The organism is Flavobacterium sp. KMS, from assembly GCF_000813005.1.
Lineage (GTDB): Bacteria > Bacteroidota > Bacteroidia > Flavobacteriales > Flavobacteriaceae > Flavobacterium.
This window is the reverse complement of record NZ_JSYP01000011.1, coordinates 40,295-58,033: the sequence shown is the minus strand read 5'-3', so window position 1 is coordinate 58,033 and position 17,739 is coordinate 40,295. Positions and strand designations below refer to the sequence as shown.

19 protein-coding genes are annotated in these 17,739 nt (G+C 32.6%); 9 read left to right on the top strand and 10 right to left on the bottom strand.

Annotation, left to right across the window (positions count from 1 at the left end):
• Nucleotides 1-2: 2 nt before the first annotated feature.
• The 7 genes from OA93_RS11960 to hemA form a co-directional block, all read right to left on the bottom strand.
• The gene (locus OA93_RS11960; protein ID WP_035618549.1) at nt 3-383 is read right to left on the bottom strand and encodes a hypothetical protein; all 381 of its coding nucleotides are present in this window, start codon (nt 381-383) and stop codon (nt 3-5) included.
• A 29-nt stretch (nt 384-412) separates the two neighbouring features.
• The gene (locus OA93_RS11955; protein ID WP_052259439.1) at nt 413-1,066 is read right to left on the bottom strand and encodes a hypothetical protein; all 654 of its coding nucleotides are present in this window, start codon (nt 1,064-1,066) and stop codon (nt 413-415) included.
• A 124-nt stretch (nt 1,067-1,190) separates the two neighbouring features.
• The gene (hemE, locus tag OA93_RS11950; RefSeq protein ID WP_035618552.1) at nt 1,191-2,216 is read right to left on the bottom strand and encodes a uroporphyrinogen decarboxylase; all 1,026 of its coding nucleotides are present in this window, start codon (nt 2,214-2,216) and stop codon (nt 1,191-1,193) included.
• Nucleotides 2,217-2,295: 79 nt separating this feature from the next.
• The gene (locus OA93_RS11945) at nt 2,296-2,970 is read right to left on the bottom strand and encodes a uroporphyrinogen-III synthase (RefSeq protein WP_039113483.1); all 675 of its coding nucleotides are present in this window, start codon (nt 2,968-2,970) and stop codon (nt 2,296-2,298) included.
• Nucleotides 2,970-3,896, bottom strand: coding sequence for a hydroxymethylbilane synthase (hemC, locus tag OA93_RS11940; protein ID WP_039113481.1), 927 nt, complete (start codon nt 3,894-3,896; stop codon nt 2,970-2,972). The genes OA93_RS11945 and hemC overlap by 1 nt, the downstream gene beginning before the upstream one ends.
• Nucleotides 3,897-4,154: 258 nt before the next feature.
• Entirely contained in the window at nt 4,155-4,559 is a 405-nt protein-coding gene (locus OA93_RS11935; RefSeq protein ID WP_039113480.1) for a GxxExxY protein, read from the bottom strand.
• A gap of 279 nt (nt 4,560-4,838) precedes the next feature.
• Nucleotides 4,839-6,095, bottom strand: coding sequence for a glutamyl-tRNA reductase (gene hemA / locus OA93_RS11930; RefSeq protein ID WP_039113479.1), 1,257 nt, complete (start codon nt 6,093-6,095; stop codon nt 4,839-4,841).
• A gap of 228 nt (nt 6,096-6,323) precedes the next feature.
• Between hemA and OA93_RS11925 the strand changes: the two genes are divergently transcribed.
• From OA93_RS11925 to OA93_RS11895, 7 genes are all read left to right on the top strand, one after another.
• Nucleotides 6,324-7,196, top strand: a complete 873-nt coding sequence (locus OA93_RS11925) for an AraC family transcriptional regulator (protein ID WP_039113478.1) — start codon at nt 6,324-6,326, stop codon at nt 7,194-7,196.
• A 147-nt stretch (nt 7,197-7,343) separates the two neighbouring features.
• Nucleotides 7,344-8,357, top strand: coding sequence for a ferrochelatase (gene hemH / locus OA93_RS11920; RefSeq protein WP_039113476.1), 1,014 nt, complete (start codon nt 7,344-7,346; stop codon nt 8,355-8,357).
• A gap of 65 nt (nt 8,358-8,422) precedes the next feature.
• A complete protein-coding gene (locus tag OA93_RS11915) occupies nt 8,423-8,974 on the top strand; it encodes a CopD family protein (RefSeq protein ID WP_039113475.1) in 552 nt (183 codons plus the stop codon).
• 137 nt (nt 8,975-9,111) lie between these two features.
• Nucleotides 9,112-10,527, top strand: a complete 1,416-nt coding sequence (locus OA93_RS11910) for an ATP-binding protein (protein WP_082001809.1) — start codon at nt 9,112-9,114, stop codon at nt 10,525-10,527.
• 11 nt (nt 10,528-10,538) lie between these two features.
• Entirely contained in the window at nt 10,539-11,321 is a 783-nt protein-coding gene (locus OA93_RS11905) for an enoyl-CoA hydratase-related protein (protein WP_039113472.1), read from the top strand.
• 181 nt (nt 11,322-11,502) lie between these two features.
• Nucleotides 11,503-11,904: a hypothetical protein gene (locus OA93_RS11900; protein ID WP_039113471.1), complete on the top strand. Its 402-nt coding sequence runs from the start codon at nt 11,503-11,505 to the stop codon at nt 11,902-11,904.
• 66 nt (nt 11,905-11,970) lie between these two features.
• Nucleotides 11,971-12,501 (top strand): hypothetical protein, encoded by a 531-nt coding sequence (locus OA93_RS11895; RefSeq protein ID WP_039113469.1) that lies wholly within the window; start codon nt 11,971-11,973, stop codon nt 12,499-12,501.
• 148 nt (nt 12,502-12,649) lie between these two features.
• Here OA93_RS11895 and OA93_RS11890 read toward each other — a convergent pair whose 3' ends face one another.
• The 3 genes from OA93_RS11890 to OA93_RS11880 all read right to left on the bottom strand — a co-directional run bounded on the left by OA93_RS11890 (nt 12,650) and on the right by OA93_RS11880 (nt 15,283).
• A complete protein-coding gene (locus tag OA93_RS11890) occupies nt 12,650-13,303 on the bottom strand; it encodes an HD domain-containing protein (RefSeq protein ID WP_039113831.1) in 654 nt (217 codons plus the stop codon).
• Between the two features lie 242 nt (nt 13,304-13,545).
• Nucleotides 13,546-14,538: an acyl-ACP desaturase gene (locus OA93_RS11885; RefSeq protein WP_039113467.1), complete on the bottom strand. Its 993-nt coding sequence runs from the start codon at nt 14,536-14,538 to the stop codon at nt 13,546-13,548.
• Between the two features lie 10 nt (nt 14,539-14,548).
• Nucleotides 14,549-15,283 (bottom strand): lysophospholipid acyltransferase family protein, encoded by a 735-nt coding sequence (locus tag OA93_RS11880; protein WP_039113830.1) that lies wholly within the window; start codon nt 15,281-15,283, stop codon nt 14,549-14,551.
• A gap of 125 nt (nt 15,284-15,408) precedes the next feature.
• Here OA93_RS11880 and OA93_RS11875 point away from each other — a divergent pair, with 125 nt between their 5' ends.
• Together OA93_RS11875 and OA93_RS11870 are read left to right on the top strand one after the other, a co-directional pair.
• Complete coding sequence (locus tag OA93_RS11875; RefSeq protein ID WP_039113829.1) at nt 15,409-15,831, top strand: ribonuclease P protein component; 423 nt, start codon at nt 15,409-15,411, stop codon at nt 15,829-15,831.
• Between the two features lie 97 nt (nt 15,832-15,928).
• Nucleotides 15,929-17,566 (top strand): S41 family peptidase, encoded by a 1,638-nt coding sequence (locus tag OA93_RS11870; protein ID WP_039113465.1) that lies wholly within the window; start codon nt 15,929-15,931, stop codon nt 17,564-17,566.
• Nucleotides 17,567-17,739: the final 173 nt, after the last annotated feature.

Here is a 17,739-nt window from a genome sequence, read left to right as displayed (position 1 = left end):
ATTTACAAATTTGCTTTTGCAGAAGCAATTTTACTAATAATCCCAAATGAAAAGGTCTTGCTTTCTTGCTGAACATATTCATAAATGGCAATTGCTTTTCCTGAAAAGTTATAATTATCTACAACGGAGAATCTAACTAAAAAATCTCCAAATAATTCTAATTGATTCCAATCTAAATGGCATCTAACTAAGAGCGTAATTAAATCCTGTTCGCTAAGATTAACCATACTCTCTACACTTAATCCAAAGCTTGTAAGTTCATTATCGATAAGACTAGTATCTTCGATATTCCAAAATTTAGGCAGGAATCCAATGGACATTAATACTTTAAGTACATTGTCTATTCGGGTACTTTCTTCATCTCGTAATCCTTTGTTTAGCATATTTTAATATTTTATTTTCTGCAAAGTTTCTAATAGTATCTTTTTATCACTCTCTCTTTTACAAAGTAAGAGTTATAAGTACGTTTTATTATTCTGTATAAGAAAAACAAAACGGGTAATGAATAATATAAAAAACCCATACACATTGCGATATATGGCTTTTCCATAATTAATCCACTAGATTTTATTTCATCAAAGTAATGAACTTTTTCCAAAAAATCGGGTGTAAGTCCTAGTTTTGGTACAAACACATTCCCTAGCACTACGGCAAAAAGTAAAACAAAATACAACATTGCCCTAAAAACCGATTTTGCTATCTCTTTTAATCTGACTTCATCACTAACATTTGAGAAAGCAAATCGCATTCGATTTAAAACTACCAGCAAATAAATATAAAAAATATTGGTATCAATAACAGAATTATTGAAACTATATGCAAAAAGACCGTACATAGGGAAAAAGACCAAAATAGAATATCTCTTTGGCATTACCGCCATAAATACTCCTGAATGAACCATTATAAATTCAAAAACGATTAATACAGCTAAATCGTTTATCAAACTAGTATTGTATTGTTCAGGATGTAACCAAACCATCAAAAAAATAGTCGCATAATAAGCAGAAAAACCATATTCTATAAAAGAAAATGGTGAGTTTCTATGGAAGTTTATATTTGCGAGCATTTATTTTCAGTATTCTTTTAAATCATCAAATAAACAGGCTTTGTAATCTCGTACCCTAATGTTTGTTTTCAGCTACAGATTTCAGCTTTTAGTGAATCTGAAATCTGCAACCGATAACTATATACTAATTTCCGTATTCCTTAACCGCGTCAATAAACGCTTTGGCGTGGTCTACAGGAACATTTGGTAAAATTCCGTGACCTAAATTTACGATATATTTGTCTTTTCCGAATTCATCAATCATTTGGTGTACCATTTTTTTGATGGTTGGAATTGGAGAAAATAATCTTGATGGATCAAAATTTCCTTGTAATGTTATATTTCCTCCAGATAGGTAACGAGCATTTCTTGCCGAACAAGTCCAGTCAACTCCTAATGCCGAAGCACGACTTTGACCCATTTCGCCTAAAGCAAACCAACATCCTTTTCCGAAAACAATTACCGGAGCGTGGTCAGCCAAAGCTTCAACAATCTGATTCATGTATTTCCATGAAAACTCTTGATAGTCAGCAGGTGAAAGCATTCCACCCCAAGAATCAAAAATCTGAACAGCGTCAACTCCTGCTTTTACTTTTTCTTTTAGGTATAAAATAGTTGTATCTGTAATTTTTTGTAATAATGTATGTGCAGCTGCTGGGTTTGAAAAACAAAATCCTTTAGCAGTATCAAAACTTTTAGAACCTTTACCTTCTACAGCATAGCAGAAAATTGTCCAAGGAGAACCTGCAAAACCAATTAAAGGTACCTCATCATTCAGCATTTCCTTTGTTAGCTTAATTGCATCCATTACGTAACCAAGGCTTTCTTGAATGTCCGGAATATAAACTCTCTGAACATCTTGCATCGTACGAATAGGATTTGGCAAAAACGGACCAAAATTCTCTTTCATCAATACTTCAATTCCCATTGCTTGAGGAACTACTAAAATATCCGAGAATAAAATTGCAGCATCTGGAGCAATACGACGAATAGGCTGTACAGTAATTTCTGCAGCTAATTCTGGAGTTTGACAACGAGTGAAAAAATCATATTTATCACGCAAAGCGATAAATTCTGGCAAATATCTTCCTGCCTGACGCATCATCCAAACTGGCGGACGTTGAACTGTTTCTCCTTTAAGTGCTTTTAAAAATAGGTCGTTTTTTAACATGGTTTTTATTTGCTTTAGGCTTTAAGCTTTAGGCTTTAAGCATTTGTTTGTCTATAATTTTTTGCTTTCAGCTTAATGCCTAAAGCTTATTGCAATATTCAGTAATTACGTCTTCAAGCACATCTTCAACAGTTGGTTGATCAGCGATGATGATGTTTTTAGTAATTTTTTCTAAAGCCTCTGCCGTGGTTTCTCCAATACAAAAGCATTTTTCATTTTTAATAGTATTCTCTTTCAGATAACTTTCAATTCCAGATGGACTATAAAACAGGATTCCATCTACAACTGAATTGATTTTTTGAGGTGTTAAAGTAGTTTCATACACATTAATCTCATTCAATTTTACTCCAGCATCTTTTAGTGCCTTTGGCAATGTTTCTCTTCTAAGGTTTCCACTGAAAAATGTATAACTTTCATTGCTATAAATCAAAGTAATTATTTCGGCAAGATCAGCTGCATAACCAGTATAAGCTACAACATTAAATCCGCTTTCAGATAATAGAATCTTTGTTTTTAATCCGACACAAAAGACATTTTTACTTTTCAGTTCTTCTGATTTTGGGTCAGATAAAATGCTATGAACCGCATTTTGACTCGTAAAAATCAAATTTTGATTGATATCTTGAATCTTAAAAGGTTTATTTTGGGTTTCAATGAAATTTGCTTCGACTACATCAATATTTGCTTTTTGCAATTCTTGTTTCTGAATACTCGAAAGTACTTTTGTAGATAATATTTGAATTGATTTTGCCATTATTTTTTTAGAGATTCTTTAATCGTTTTCATCAATTCAGCTCCACCATTCATAAGAATTTCTTGTGCCATATTAAAACCTAATTTCTTCCATTCTTCAATTGGAACAATTTTATCAATTTCCAATTTTATTTTTCCATCTAATGAAAATAAAACTCCTTGAAAATGAAGTGTATCTTCTTCGTCATTATATTTAACCAAAGCTCCTATCGGTGCAGTACAACCACCCTCTAGAGTTCTTAAAAACTGGCGTTCGATATAAGTAACAATTTCAGTTTCGATATCGTTAAGTTGCGTTAGAGCGTCCAATGCAAAATTGTCGTTTTCCATTGCCACGACAACCATTGCGCCTTGAGCAGGTGCTGGAATCATCCAATCCAGATTAATATAATTTTCTGGTTTTAAATTGATTCTCTCTAGTCCTGCTGCTGCAAAAACGGCTCCGCTCCAATCGTTATCGTTTAATTTTTGCATGCGTGTATTTACGTTTCCACGTAAATCAACAACTTTATGGTTTGGGTATTTGTTTAACCATTGTGCCTGGCGACGTAAACTTCCGGTTGCAATAGTAGCAGACTCGTTTAAAAAATCCAGATTTCCTTTATGAACCAAAATATCTAATGAATTAGCTCTTTCCAGAACAGCTGCCTGAACAATTCCTTTTGGCAAAGCCGTTGGAACATCTTTCATAGAATGCACTGCAATATCTATTTCACCATTAATCATGGCAATATCAAGTGTTTTAGTAAAGATACCTGTGATTCCGAGTTCGTAAAGTGGTTTGTCAAGTAATATATCACCTTGCGATTTAACCGCAATAATTTGGGTTTTATATCCTAAATCGTTTAGTTTTTTCTCGACCGTATGCGCTTGCCAAAGAGCTAATTCGCTATCGCGAGTTCCTATTCTTATAATTTTATCTGCCATTTCTGTTTATTAAAACCAAGGTTTCTTGTTTTTTACCATTAAGAAATTAAGGTACATTAAGCTTGGTGAGTATTCTTTTAAGTTAATAAAGATAATCTCTTACCTTAAAATTAGTTCACTATCCTAATTTTACCATTAAGAAATTAAGATTCATTAAGGTTGTTTTTTTTAAGTATATCGCTTAATTTTTCTTAATCTCTTAATGCTTCAACTTCTTTTAAAACAAAACTTAATTTCTTAATTGTTCAATTTCTTTTTCTAATCTTCTAATCTCGAAAAAAACTCGTTAACCAGCGGTTTCATTGATTTTGTTATATTTATAGTATTAAAATTGATTAATAAACCTTGGGGTCTTTGTAATAATTTCATATACGTTAATAATTGTGCTTCGTGAATTGGCAATAAATTTTCTACTGCTTTTAATTCGACAACAATACAGTCATTTACTAATAAATCTATTCTTAAATCTGACTCAAATTCAAGATTGTAATATTCTATTTTAACCGCTAATTGTTGTTTAACATCATAACCATTTTGTTCTAATTCATATTTAAGGCATTGCTCATAAATACTTTCTAAAAGTCCGGGACCAAGTGTTTTATGAACTTTTATAGCAAAGCCAGTAATTTCATAAGCCAATTGAGTAACCTCTTTTTTTGTCATAGAACAAATTTTATTTCCTCACCATTAAGATATTAAGTTAATGAAGAGTTGCATTTATAACACAGCGCTTAATTTTCTTTATCTCTTAATTATTCATTTATATTAAGACAATACAAAAACTTAATTTTTCTTAATCTCTTAATGGTTCATTTTTTTTAAGACAAGACAAAACTTAACTTTTCTTAATCTCTTAATGGTAAATCTTTTTTAAGACAATACAAAAACTTAACTTTTCTTAATCTCTTAATGGTAAAATCTTATTTTGCGTAATGCGAAATTTTATTTTGCGCTTACTCCTATTTTAAATACTTTTTCAATCCATTCGATACTTTCATCTACCATAGTATTATCATCTTTAAGGTGATTGGCAAAATGAGTTGTAATTTTCTGGATGATTCTTGCACTGATAATTTCGGCTTGTTCCTCGTTAAAATCAGCTATTTTTTTACTTTGGAAATCCAACTCTGAATTTTTTATCGCATTCAGTTTTTCTTTCAAGGCATTGATAGTCGGAGCAAATTTTCTTCCTTTAGTCCAGGTTACAAATTCTTCCTTAATTTCTTCAATGATAGCTTCGGCAGCAGGAATATGTTTTTTACGATTCTCTAAAGTTTCGTCTGTAAGTTGCGACAAATAATCCATGTGGATTAAAGTAACTCCGTCCAGTTCTTCTACATTTTCATTTACATTCTTAGGAATCGATAAATCCAGAATCAATAAAGGTTTTTTAAGATTTAGGATTGCTTTATCAACTGTAGGATTTTGTGCTCCAGTTGCCACAACGACAACATCAGCCTTTTGTAGTTCAAGATGTAACTCTGAATAATCTTTTACAATAAGATTTAATTTTCCAGCAAGTTTTTCGGCTTTATCTTTAGTACGGTTTATCAAAGTGATATGTTCGTTTTTAGTATGTTTTACTAAATTCTCACAAGTATTTCTACCAATTTTTCCAGTACCAAATAACAAGATGTTCTTGTTCCCGATATCTTCAACGTTTTTTATAATATACTGAACCGAAGCAAAAGATACTGAAGTTGCACCTGAACTTATTTCGGTTTCATTTTTGATTTTTTTGCTAGCCTGAATCACTGCGTTTACTAATCTTTCGATAAAAGTATTGGCTAAACCAAATGCTTTTGATTGTGTGAAGCTAGTTTTAATTTGAGCAATAATCTCAAAATCTCCTAAAATCTGACTGTCTAAACCAGTTCCTACTCTAAAAAGATGATTAATTGCTTCTTGATTTTTATATACGAAACCAACTTTCTGAAATTCTTCGATAGAACCATTACTGTTTTCGCAAATTAATTTTATAAGTTGAAAAGGATGTTCTGCAAAACCATATATTTCTGTACGGTTGCATGTAGATGTAACTATTAAACTTTCAATTCCCTCATTCTTGGCTTGTTCCAGCAGGCGCGTTTTTGCATCAACGTCTAAACTAAACTTACCCCTAATCGCAGCATCGGCCTTTTTATAGCTCAGTCCAACTGAATAAAAATACTGATGTTTCGATACGTTATTATTTTCCATAAATGCCCTTGTCATAAAAGTGCAACAAAATTATCATTATAGTATTTATAAAAGTAACGCTCAAAGTACTTTTTGTGTCGCTATGTGTTTTTTTAATTCTAATTGGTTGTTATTATGCAAAAAACGTTATTTTTGCAGCAAAATCAAGTCATTAGAATTGTTTTATTTAGAGTTATTCTAAATAAGATTTGAGATTAACTTTCATTTTTAGCAAAAAAAAATATCGCTATGAGTTCTCAAGAAATTATAAAAATTGAAGACGACTTTACGCTTATTCGTTTTCAGAATGACAGTTCGGAGTTATTTAATGCCCAGCGAGAAATCGGTAGTGGGCTGATACAGTTTCACTTTGGTATAAAAGGAAAAGCAAAATTCCTATTCAATCAAGGCAGTTATGCATTGGAATTGAAAGAAGAAAAATCGCTACTTTTATACAATCCTCAAAAAGAATTACCTCTCCATTTAGAACTTTCGCCAAATTCATGGGTTATTTCGGTAATCATTTCGATTAAGAAATTTCATGCATTATTCTCAACCGAAGCTGATTACATCACTTTTTTAAGTGCCGATAATAAAGATAAGAAATATTATAACGAAGGAAACATTAGTCCATCGATGGCAATTGTTCTGAGTCAGCTATTTCATTATAATCTACATCCATCCATAAAAAACCTGTATTACAAAGGCAAAGGATACGAGTTATTGAGTTTGTATTTTAACAGAACCGAAGATCCAAATGCCGAACAATGTCCGTTTTTAATAGATGAAGACAATGTTTTAAAAATTCGAAAAGCCAAAGAAATTATTATCGCCAATATGGCTGAACCTCCAGGTTTACAGGAACTAGCCGATGAAATTGGTTTGAACCTGAAGAAACTAAAAATGGGTTTCAAACAAATTTATGGCGATACTGTTTATGGGTTTCTATTCGACTATAAAATGGATTATGCCCGAAAATTACTTGACAGTGGTTCTTATAATGTAAACGAAGTAGGTTTAAAAATAGGATATAGTACTGGGAGTCATTTTATTGCAGCTTTTAAAAAGAAATTTGCAACCACTCCAAAAAAATATCTGATGTCGATAAATACTAATATTTAAAATCAACATCAATTTTATATATCAAAACATAAATAAAAAATAATATTTATCATATTTCTCAAAAGTTGTATTACATACTTTTGACGAAAATTTAAACAAACAAATGCTTAAAGCCTAAAGCTTAAAGCCTAAAGCAAGAAAATCATAATGAAAGGCGTATTATTAGTAAATCTAGGTTCACCCGAAAGTCCAACTCCAAAAGATGTAAAACCATATTTAGATGAATTTTTAATGGATAAATACGTAATCGACGTTCCGTATTTATTGAGAGCATTATTAGTTCGTGGAATCATTTTAAGAAAAAGACCCGAAGAATCGGCACATGCTTACGAAAAGATTTGGTGGGATGAAGGTTCTCCTCTTGTTGTTCTTTCTGAAAGAATGCAAAAGAAAATACAACCTTTAGTTGATGTCCATGTTGCATTGGCAATGCGTTATGGAAGCATGACAATTGAAAAAGGACTTCAGGAATTACATGAAAAAGGAGTTACCGAAGTATTACTTTTTCCATTATATCCTCAATACGCAATGGCATCGACTTTGACAATTTTGGTTAAAGCTGAAGAAATTCGTAAAAAGAAGTTTCCACAGATGACTTTTACCGATGTTCCTGCCTTTTACAATAAACCAGATTACATTAAAAACCTTGCCGATTCTATTAAAAGAAATCTAGTTGGGTTTGAATATGACCATTTATTATTTTCTTACCACGGAATCCCAGAACGTCATATCCGCAAAACCGATGTAACAAAATCACATTGCAAAATCGACGGTTCATGTTGTAACACACCATCTCCAGCACATGATTTTTGCTACCGTCATCAATGTTATGAAACCACAAGACAAGTTGTGAAGTTATTAGGACTTCCTGCAGATAAATACAGTTTAACTTTCCAATCACGATTGGCTGGAGACAAATGGTTAGAGCCTTACACTGATGTTGAAATCAATAAAATGCCAGCTAAAGGAATCAAAAATTTAGCTGTAGTAACTCCTGCTTTTGTTTCAGATTGTTTAGAAACTTTGGAAGAAATTGCCATGCGCGCCAAAGAAGATTTTCAAGAAAATGGCGGAGAAGAATTCCTAGCTATTCCATGTTTAAATGATGATGATGAGTGGTGTGTAACGGTAAGCAACTGGATTAAAGATTGGGCTAAATAGAAAATAGAGTAAAGAAAAAAGATTTTATACTGGACGCAAGTTGTGGCCAAAATTATAAATATATAATGGAATACTATAACTACTTAAAGTCATTACACCTCATCTTTGTAATCACTTGGTTTGCTGGATTGTTTTATATTGTTCGATTATTTGTTTACCAAATCGAAGCCAATGACAAACCATCTCCAGAAAAAGAGATTTTGCAAAAGCAATACAAGATAATGACGTATCGATTGTGGTATATTATTACTTGGCCATCGGCAGTTTTAGCAAGCATTTTTGCTTTCTGGATGTTATTTTTTACCGATTTAGGTAAATCATGGTTACAAATGCCATGGATGCACGTAAAACTTTGCTTTGTATTTTTATTATATTTATATCACGGAAAATGCCATCAGATATTTAAGCAATTACAAAATAACGAAGTAAAACACACTAATAATTTCATGCGTTTGTGGAATGAAGGAGCAACTATAATATTGTTTTCTGTAGTGTTTTTGGTTGTTTTAAAAAATGCTGTAAACTGGATTTATGGTGTAATCGGGATTATATTATTCTCGGTTTTAATCATGCTGGGATTTCAATTTTATAAAAGAATACGAGAGAGAAATAAATAGTCTTCAGTACTAGTCGCAGTTTCCAGTTTTGCACTGATACTTAAAACTGCGACTGGAACTCAAAACTAAATACTAAAAAAATGTTCAAGAACTTCAAAATGTCGATGCTTTCGTTGCGTGTAAGGATATTCCTTTCGATGATTGTATTGATTGTTGTTGCTTCTGTTTTATTGGCTTCGATTTCGATTATTCAATTTAAGAATGAGGCCAAAGAATATCACCAAGAGCGTTTAGAGCGAAAAGAAAATGCAGTAAAAGAACACATCAATTATGTTCTTGCTACTACAACTTATCCTTTAAAAACTGCCAATTTGGATTTGATTTTTAAAGATAAAATTCATGAGCTAGCACAAATTCATAATATCGAAATCAACATTTATAGTCTTAAAGGGCAACTTTTAAAATCATCCAAAGAATCATTTGCTGTTGATAAAGTTTCGCCGCCAATCCCTGAATACATCTTAAAACTAGTGCGTTCTTCTATAGAAAAACGCTTTGTAGATATAAAAACTCAAGATGGTGTAAAAAACCGTTCTTCGTATAGTTTAATAAAAGACGAGAAATTCAAACCGCTCGGGATTTTGAACTTACCATATATTGAAGATGATGGGTATTATGAAAATGAGCTCAATACTTTCCTTATCCGTTTGGGTCAGGTTTATTCATTTATGCTTATTGTAGCATTTGCACTGGCTTATTTCCTATCAACCTACATCACCAAATCATTAAAAACCATTTCGGATAAGCTGAGTGAGACCAACCTGAACCAGAAAAACGAAATGATTGTTTTAGAGGCCAGCAGTAAGGAGATTAACTTCCTAATCAAGTCTTACAACGGAATGGTGGAAAAACTCGAGAAAAGTGCCATAAAACTAGCTCAAAGCGAACGTGAGGAAGCTTGGCGCGAAATGGCGAAACAAGTAGCGCATGAAATTAAGAATCCGCTTACGCCAATGCGTTTGACAGTACAAAGTTTCCAAAGAAAATTTGACCCAACTGCTCCTGATGTTAAGCAAAAACTGAATGATTACTCCGAAACATTAATTCAGCAAATAGATACCATGACAGCTGTGGCTTCGGCATTTTCTAATTTTGCTTCGATGCCTGCACAACAAAACGAAACATTAAATGTGGTGGAAGTGGTAGAGCTTGCGCTAGATATCTTTAACGAAGAATATATTGTTTTCCAGAGCGAAGAGGAAGAGATTATTTCGAAAATGGACAGAACACAACTTATCCGAATTATTACCAATCTGGTTAAAAATGCCACACAAGCCATTCCAGAAATCCAACATTATAAATCGATTTTGGTTACTGTAAAAAGACAAGGCGACAATGTTGAAATTACTGTAACAGACAACGGAATAGGAATACAAAAACAAGATGTTGACCGCGTTTTTGAACCAAAGTTTACCACAAAGAATAGCGGAATGGGTCTTGGTCTCGGAATAATAAAAAACATTATCGAAAATTATAAAGGAACAATTACCTTTGAAACAGAATACGGAAAAGGAACCACATTTACGGTTACACTACCAATTACAAACTCATAAATAACAGTATCATGAACTACGAAAATATACTAGTCTCAATCGAAGAGAAAATTGCAACCGTTACAATTAATCGTCCTACGAAGCTTAATGCTTTGAATAAAACAACGATTAATGATTTGCAAAAAGCATTTAAATTATTGGCAAAAAACAATGACATTCGTGTGATTGTATTAACTGGAAGCGGAGAAAAAGCATTTGTAGCTGGAGCTGATATTTCAGAATTTGCTAATTATTCTATCGAAGAAGGAACTGCTTTGGCAGCAGAAGGTCAGGAGAAATTATTTGATTTTATCGAAAATTTAAAGAAACCAGTTATTGCAGCCGTAAATGGTTTTGCTCTTGGTGGCGGATTAGAATTGGCAATGGCTTGTCATTTCCGAATTGCATCTGATAATGCAAAAATGGGATTACCAGAAGTTTCTTTAGGACTTATTCCTGGATATGGAGGAACACAACGTTTACCTCAACTTATTGGTAAAGGTCGTGCTATGGAAATGATTATGACTGCAGGAATGCTTAACGCTGAAGAAGCTAAACAATACGGATTGGTTAATCACGTGGTACCTCAAGCTGAGCTTATTGCTTATTGCAATGGTATTGCAGAAAAGATAATCAAGAATGCTCCATACGCTATTTCTAAGGCTATTAAAGCTATAAATGCTAATTATAAAGATGGCAAAAATGGTTTTGAAACTGAAATAAAATCTTTTGGTAAATGCTTTGGAACTAAAGATTTCATCGAAGGAACTACAGCATTCTTAGAAAAAAGAAAAGCTGAATTTACTGGGAAATAAAGGTTTTTTAACCGCAAAGAGCGCAAAGTTATACGCAAAGAACACTAAGGAAAACCTAAAACAAAGCTTTGCGAACTTTGCGTATAACTTTGCGCTCTTTGCGGTAAAATCAAGACTCCTACAAATCTTTGCGGTAAAATCATTAAACCGTTAAAACAATAAATAATATTAAAACAACATCATGTCTTACGAATCTATATTAAAAGAGTTTTGGCAAAAAGTAAAAGAAAGTATCCAGAGCGGAACTTTTGCTAAACTTACATTGGCTAAAACCATTGGTGACACCGAAATAAAAAACATCTATTTCCGTCTTGTCATCAACGAAGACAACACTTACGGTGTTTCTCTTACGGCACGTTATAAAACAGAAGAAATAGAAAGTTTCCATACTCTTGATGAAGCTTTTATTGTTCTCACTCCATACATCAAGAATCCTTTTTTAACGGCTTTATTGTTTACAACCGATGCTGATATTACTTTTAAAGTAAATAAAAAGAATGTAGGAAGTATTATCGAACAAGCTCCGACTTTTAAAAATGCATCTCCAGTAATGCTTGAGATGATTGAAAAAGGTATTATATAATCAAAGAAGCACTGCGGTGCGTCTCTACTAATCATTCATAACCAAAACCACCAAGAAATATTCCAAATGAAAACTACAGTAACATCTTTATTTTTAATAGCTTCACTTTTTATGAGCACAGCTATTTTCTCTCAAAGCACTTTTAAAGAGTATAAAGCAGGACACACTTTTGATATCAGTTTGCCTGATTATATGAGCAAAACTGCTGATTTAAACAGCTCAGCTGCCATACAATATAAAAACGTAGTAAAAGATATTTATGGAGTTGTCATTTTTGATACTAAAGAAGAATTGAAACTTCTTGAAATGAACTACACCTCTACTAACGAATTTTACGAGGATTTCATTAAAGACTTTCTAAAAGATGAAGAAAAAAGAAATGTATCAAAACCAAAATCGACAAAAAAAGGAGAGATCAGTTTTATCGAATGTGATGCAAGTTATTTTGACAAAGAAATCAATAATAGCATTTACTACTTTGTTGGGATTGTAGAAACAAAAACCGCTTTTTACAAAGTTTTATCCTGGTGTTCTATGGAGAACAAAGACAAGTATAAAGCAGATTTCCAAAAAATACTTTATAGCTTAAAAGACTAAAAAAGAGCCTAAGTTTAATACATAAACTTAGGCTCTTTTTTTTAAAGGCTTCGACTCCGCTCAACCTGACAAACTAAACTCTTCTTACTGATTACTTTTCAGAGTTTACATTTCACTAAAAACTGAATACTGAGACTGAATACTAATACTACTTCACTCCTTCCCACTCAGCATAAAACTGCGAAAGGAATGTTTCCATAAAACGATGTCTTTCGGCAGCGATTTGCTTTCCAGTTTCGGTATTCATTTTATCTTTTAGCAACAATAATTTCTCATAAAAATGATTAATTGTTGGTGCATTATTCTTTTTATATTCTTCCTTAGTCATATTGGTAATCGGAGCAATATTGGGATCATAGATAGTTCTATCCTTGAATCCTCCGTAATGAAACGCTCTTGCAACACCTATTGCACCAATAGCATCTAAACGATCTGCATCTTGTACGATATCTAATTCTGTCGAATTAAATTTCTTTTCAAAATTGCCTCCTTTGTATGATATGTTTTCTATAATACTTACAACATGCGCTATAATCTCTTCCGAAACATTTTCTGACTCTAAAAACAATCTTGCTGTTCTTGGTCCAATAGTTTCATCTCCGTTATGAAACTTACTATCGGCAATATCATGTAGCAAAGCACCTAATTTTACCACTGTAACATCACAAGGTGTGTTATTAGCGATTAAAAGTGCATTTTTATACACTCGCTCAATATGAAACCAATCATGCCCTCCTTCGGCATCATTTAGTTTTTCTTTTACAAAAGTGATTGTTTTACTTATTATCTCAGAATTATTCATATTCATGTATTTAATTAGTGCTTCTCTGCAAGACTAAAAATAGTATACAGATTTTGCAGATTAACAGGATTTAAATAAACAGATTAGCTCTAAATCCTTATTTTAAATAAAAAATGTTGATTGTCAAAGTCTTGAAAACCTTAACAATCAACATAAATATTTATATTTTTTCAAAGTTCAGCTTCAAAATAGAAATTCAATTTAAAATCCTAAATCTAAACTCAAAATCAGAAATTTAAAATTTAAAGTCTTGCAGGCTCTACCCATTTAAAGATATGTGATTCTTGAGGAATAACTAATCTTTCGGATATTTTTGCCATTCTTCCTGGTAATTTCATCAAGTAATCACGCGCTTTTTCAGCTTCGTCTGTAAGACCACCAATTTTGTCAATTTCCCATTTGTCAATTAACTTTTGCATGATATCTACATAATCGCTAGCTGTGTAAACACCGATACGTTGTGCTGAATCAGAAAATTGCTCAAAAGCAGAACTTATCTTTTGCCCTGATTCTCTAAGGAAATGCGCTGGCATAACGATTTTTTGCTTCATCATGTATTGAAAAGCAAGCATCATTTCGCTAGGATCTACTTGAAAAATACGAGTAACAAATTCGCTATACGCATGATGATGGCGCATTTCGTCACCAGCAATCATTTTACACATTTTAGACAATTTATTATCGCCATATTTCTTAGCCATTTGTGCTACTCTGTTATGAGAAACATACGTTGCAAGCTCTTGAAAACTAGTGTACACAAAGTTTTTGTATGGATCACTTCCTGTTCCGATATCAAAACCATCATTGATTAAATGTTGTGTGGTCATTTCTATTTCGCGCATATTTACACGACCAGACAAATACAAGTATTTATTTAGCAAATCACCGTGACGGTTTTCTTCACCAGTCCACTGTCTGATCCATTTAGACCAACCGTTTCCACCATTTTCTACCTGATTAATACCTTCTACATCCATTAACCAAGATTCATATGTTGGTAATGCTTCTTCGGTAATTGTATCACCTACTAAAGTTACCCAAAAATCGTATGGTAATTCTTTTGCTATTTCGCGTAGTTCTTTTACCTCTTCAAAAAAAGTATCTTTTTCAGAATTGGGTAAAAAATCTGACGGCTGCCAAATCTTTTCAACAGGTATTAAATACTGTTCAACGAAGCTGTCTACGTTTTTCTCTAAAAACTGCATCACTTCTAATCGAATGTTCTTTATAGACATTTTATATAATTTAAATTTTAACTCCTTCTACTACAGCCTTTTCCGACTTTTCCATTATCGTTGTAAAATCGTAATCCTTCACCGCTAACGGTTTATGGATGGTAAAGGTAAGATGATTTCCTAAACCCACAGGAAAAAAGCCAAATTTTACCATTTTCCATGAGTTATTAATACTAACAGGTACAACATATGCAGATGGTGCATATTTGCATAATATCTTCAAACCGTTTTGAGCAAATTCCTTTGGTTTTCCAGTTTTACTTCGAGTGCCTTCGGGGAAGATTACGGCAGCACGATTATTTTTTTCAATATATTCAGACAATCCTTTAATAGCAGGAATGGCTTGTTTAGGATCTTTACGGTCAATTAGGACAGAACCTCCATGACGTAGATTATAAGATACACTTGGTATTCCTGAACCTAACTCTTTCTTACTTACAAATTTACAATGAAAACGGCGTAAATACCAAATCATTGCCACAATATCGTACATGCTTTGGTGATTTGAAACAAAAATAATAGGAACTCCAGTTGGAATTAATTCTCTGTTTTCAAATTTATACGTTGTACCAACTAGGTTTGTACATCTAACCAAAAAGAAATTAAGGTAATCTACACTTTTTTTATGTGCTTGGTAGCCAAAAACATTAAAACAAACCCATTGAATTGGATGGAAAATTGCTAAACAAAATCCAAAACACAAATAATAAATAACGGAAATGGGGTACGAAATTAGTTTTTGCATGCTTAAAAAATTAGCTGCAAAAGTAATAAATATATTTTTAGCTCTAATTAAATCGCAAATAATAATAGGTTTGTTGTTAAATTGTACCTTTGTTGGATAATCCACAGTTTTTTCAAAATCAAAAAATGAGCTTTACTTACCCAAAAAACGAACGACTAAAAAGCAAAACAATAATTGGACTACTATTTTCTGAAGGGAAATCGGTGTCTAAATATCCGTTGCGATTGGTTTATTATTCTGGTGATATAAAGCAAGATGAGAAAATAAAAATGGGTGTTTCGACATCTAAAAAATATTTTAAAAAAGCTGTTGATCGTAATTACTTCAAACGTGTTTTACGCGAAACTTATCGTTTAAACAAGCATATCTTACTTGACAATTTAGACAAGCCTTATTCGTTTATGTTCTTTTATCAAACAAAAGACAGACTGTCTTATGAAGAAATCAATACTAAAACGATTCAATTGTTTGAAAAATTTGTGCTTCAGATAAACCCAAAACCTATTCCTGAAACCGAAACGGACGTACAAAACGATTCGATTCAATAGATTTTACCACTCAAAAACGTGTTTCGGTATAGACTCTCGTTAATGTTGCTTAATTATTCTTATTTTAGTACTCTGAAATTTAAGATAAATCACAAACATGGTCGCGTTTTTCAAAAAAAAATTTATAATCCCTATTGTTGCAGCTGCATTTTTATTCGTTGGAACTAGTTTTAAAGACGACTTCTTCGAAATCGCAAAGCAAATAGAAATCTTTACAACTTTATTTAAAGCTGTAAACACAAATTATGTGGACGAAACCAATCCTGGTGATTTAATGGATAAAGCCATTAAAAGCATGTTGGGTAGTTTAGATCCCTATACTGTTTACTTTAATGAGCAAGATGTTTTAAATTTTAAAATCAACAATACGGGAGAATATACCGGAATTGGTGCGCTGATTACCCGAAAGGCAGACCGATTGATTATTAAAGAACAATACAAAGATTATCCTGCCGATAAGGCCGGACTTAAAGCTGGTGACGAAATCATCCAGATTGGTGATGTACTAATTGCTGACTTTAAGGATGATGCTTCGCAATTGCTAAAAGGTGCTAAAAACACTAAGATCGCTATTAAATACCTTCGCCAGGGAAAAACGAATACTACTGATATCGTTCTTGATGAAGTAGATATTAAGTCCGTTCCATTTTTCGGAATGATTGATGCTAAAACGGGTTATATCGTTTTGGCACATTTTAGCCGTAAAGCTTCTGCCGAAACTCAAGCCGCATTAGAACAACTTAAACGTGATGGAGCAACTCAGATAGTTTTGGATTTAAGAGGGAATCCAGGTGGACTTCTTAATGAAGCTGTAAACATTTGTAATCTTTTTGTACCAAAGAATGAGGTTATTGTAACTACAAAATCTAGAATCGAAAAACATAATAACACTTATAAAACCACCAAAGAACCTATTGATACTCAAATCCCATTGGCTATTTTGGTTAACGGAAGAAGTGCTTCTGCATCCGAAATCGTATCTGGAGCTTTACAAGATTTAGATCGTGCAGTTATTCTAGGAAGTCGTAGTTTTGGTAAAGGTTTGGTACAACGTTCTGTTGATCTTACTTATGGAACTCAGCTTAAAGTAACGATTTCTCGTTATTATACGCCTTCTGGAAGATGTATTCAGGCGCTGGATTATGCGCATAAAGACAAAAATGGCGTAGCTACAAAAACGGATGCTAAGAACTTTAATGCGTTTAAAACCAGAAAAGGAAGAACTGTTTATGATGGTGGTGGGGTTATGCCTGATATCGAATTAGACGAAACTAAATTGAGTGCGATTACGAATGCGTTACTTAAAAACGATGGAATTTTTGACTATGCTACTAGCTATTATTATAAAAATCCAAATCTTGGAACTCAAATCCCGACGCTAACCGATGCTGATTATAGTAGTTTCAAACAGTTTTTGAAAACCAATAAAATTACTTTTGATACTGAAACTGAAGTGGCTTTAAAAAACACTTTGGCTGCAGCCAAAAAAGAAAAGATAGACGAAACTATTACTTCTGAATATCAGCAATTACTTAATGCATTGGAAAAAAGCGAAACTACTTTGCTTGACAAGAACCAAAAAGAAATCAAAAATCTGATTTTGGAAGAATTAATAAAAAGATACCAATATCAAGAAGGTTTGTATCAATATTATCTTAAAAACAACTCAGAGATTAAAAAGGCTGTTGGAGTTTTAAACAACCAAACGGAATATAAATCTATCTTAAAAATGTAATTAAATAAAGATCTGTTTTATAAAAAAATGCCAAAAGGAATATTTTTCTTTTGGCATTTTTTTATAAAAGTACAAGTTTAAGTCTATGATTTAATGTTAATTATACTCCCTTAAATTCTCCTATTGTCATGATTGCTGTGAGAAGTCTCCCGACTTCACACCCGCTCCAATAA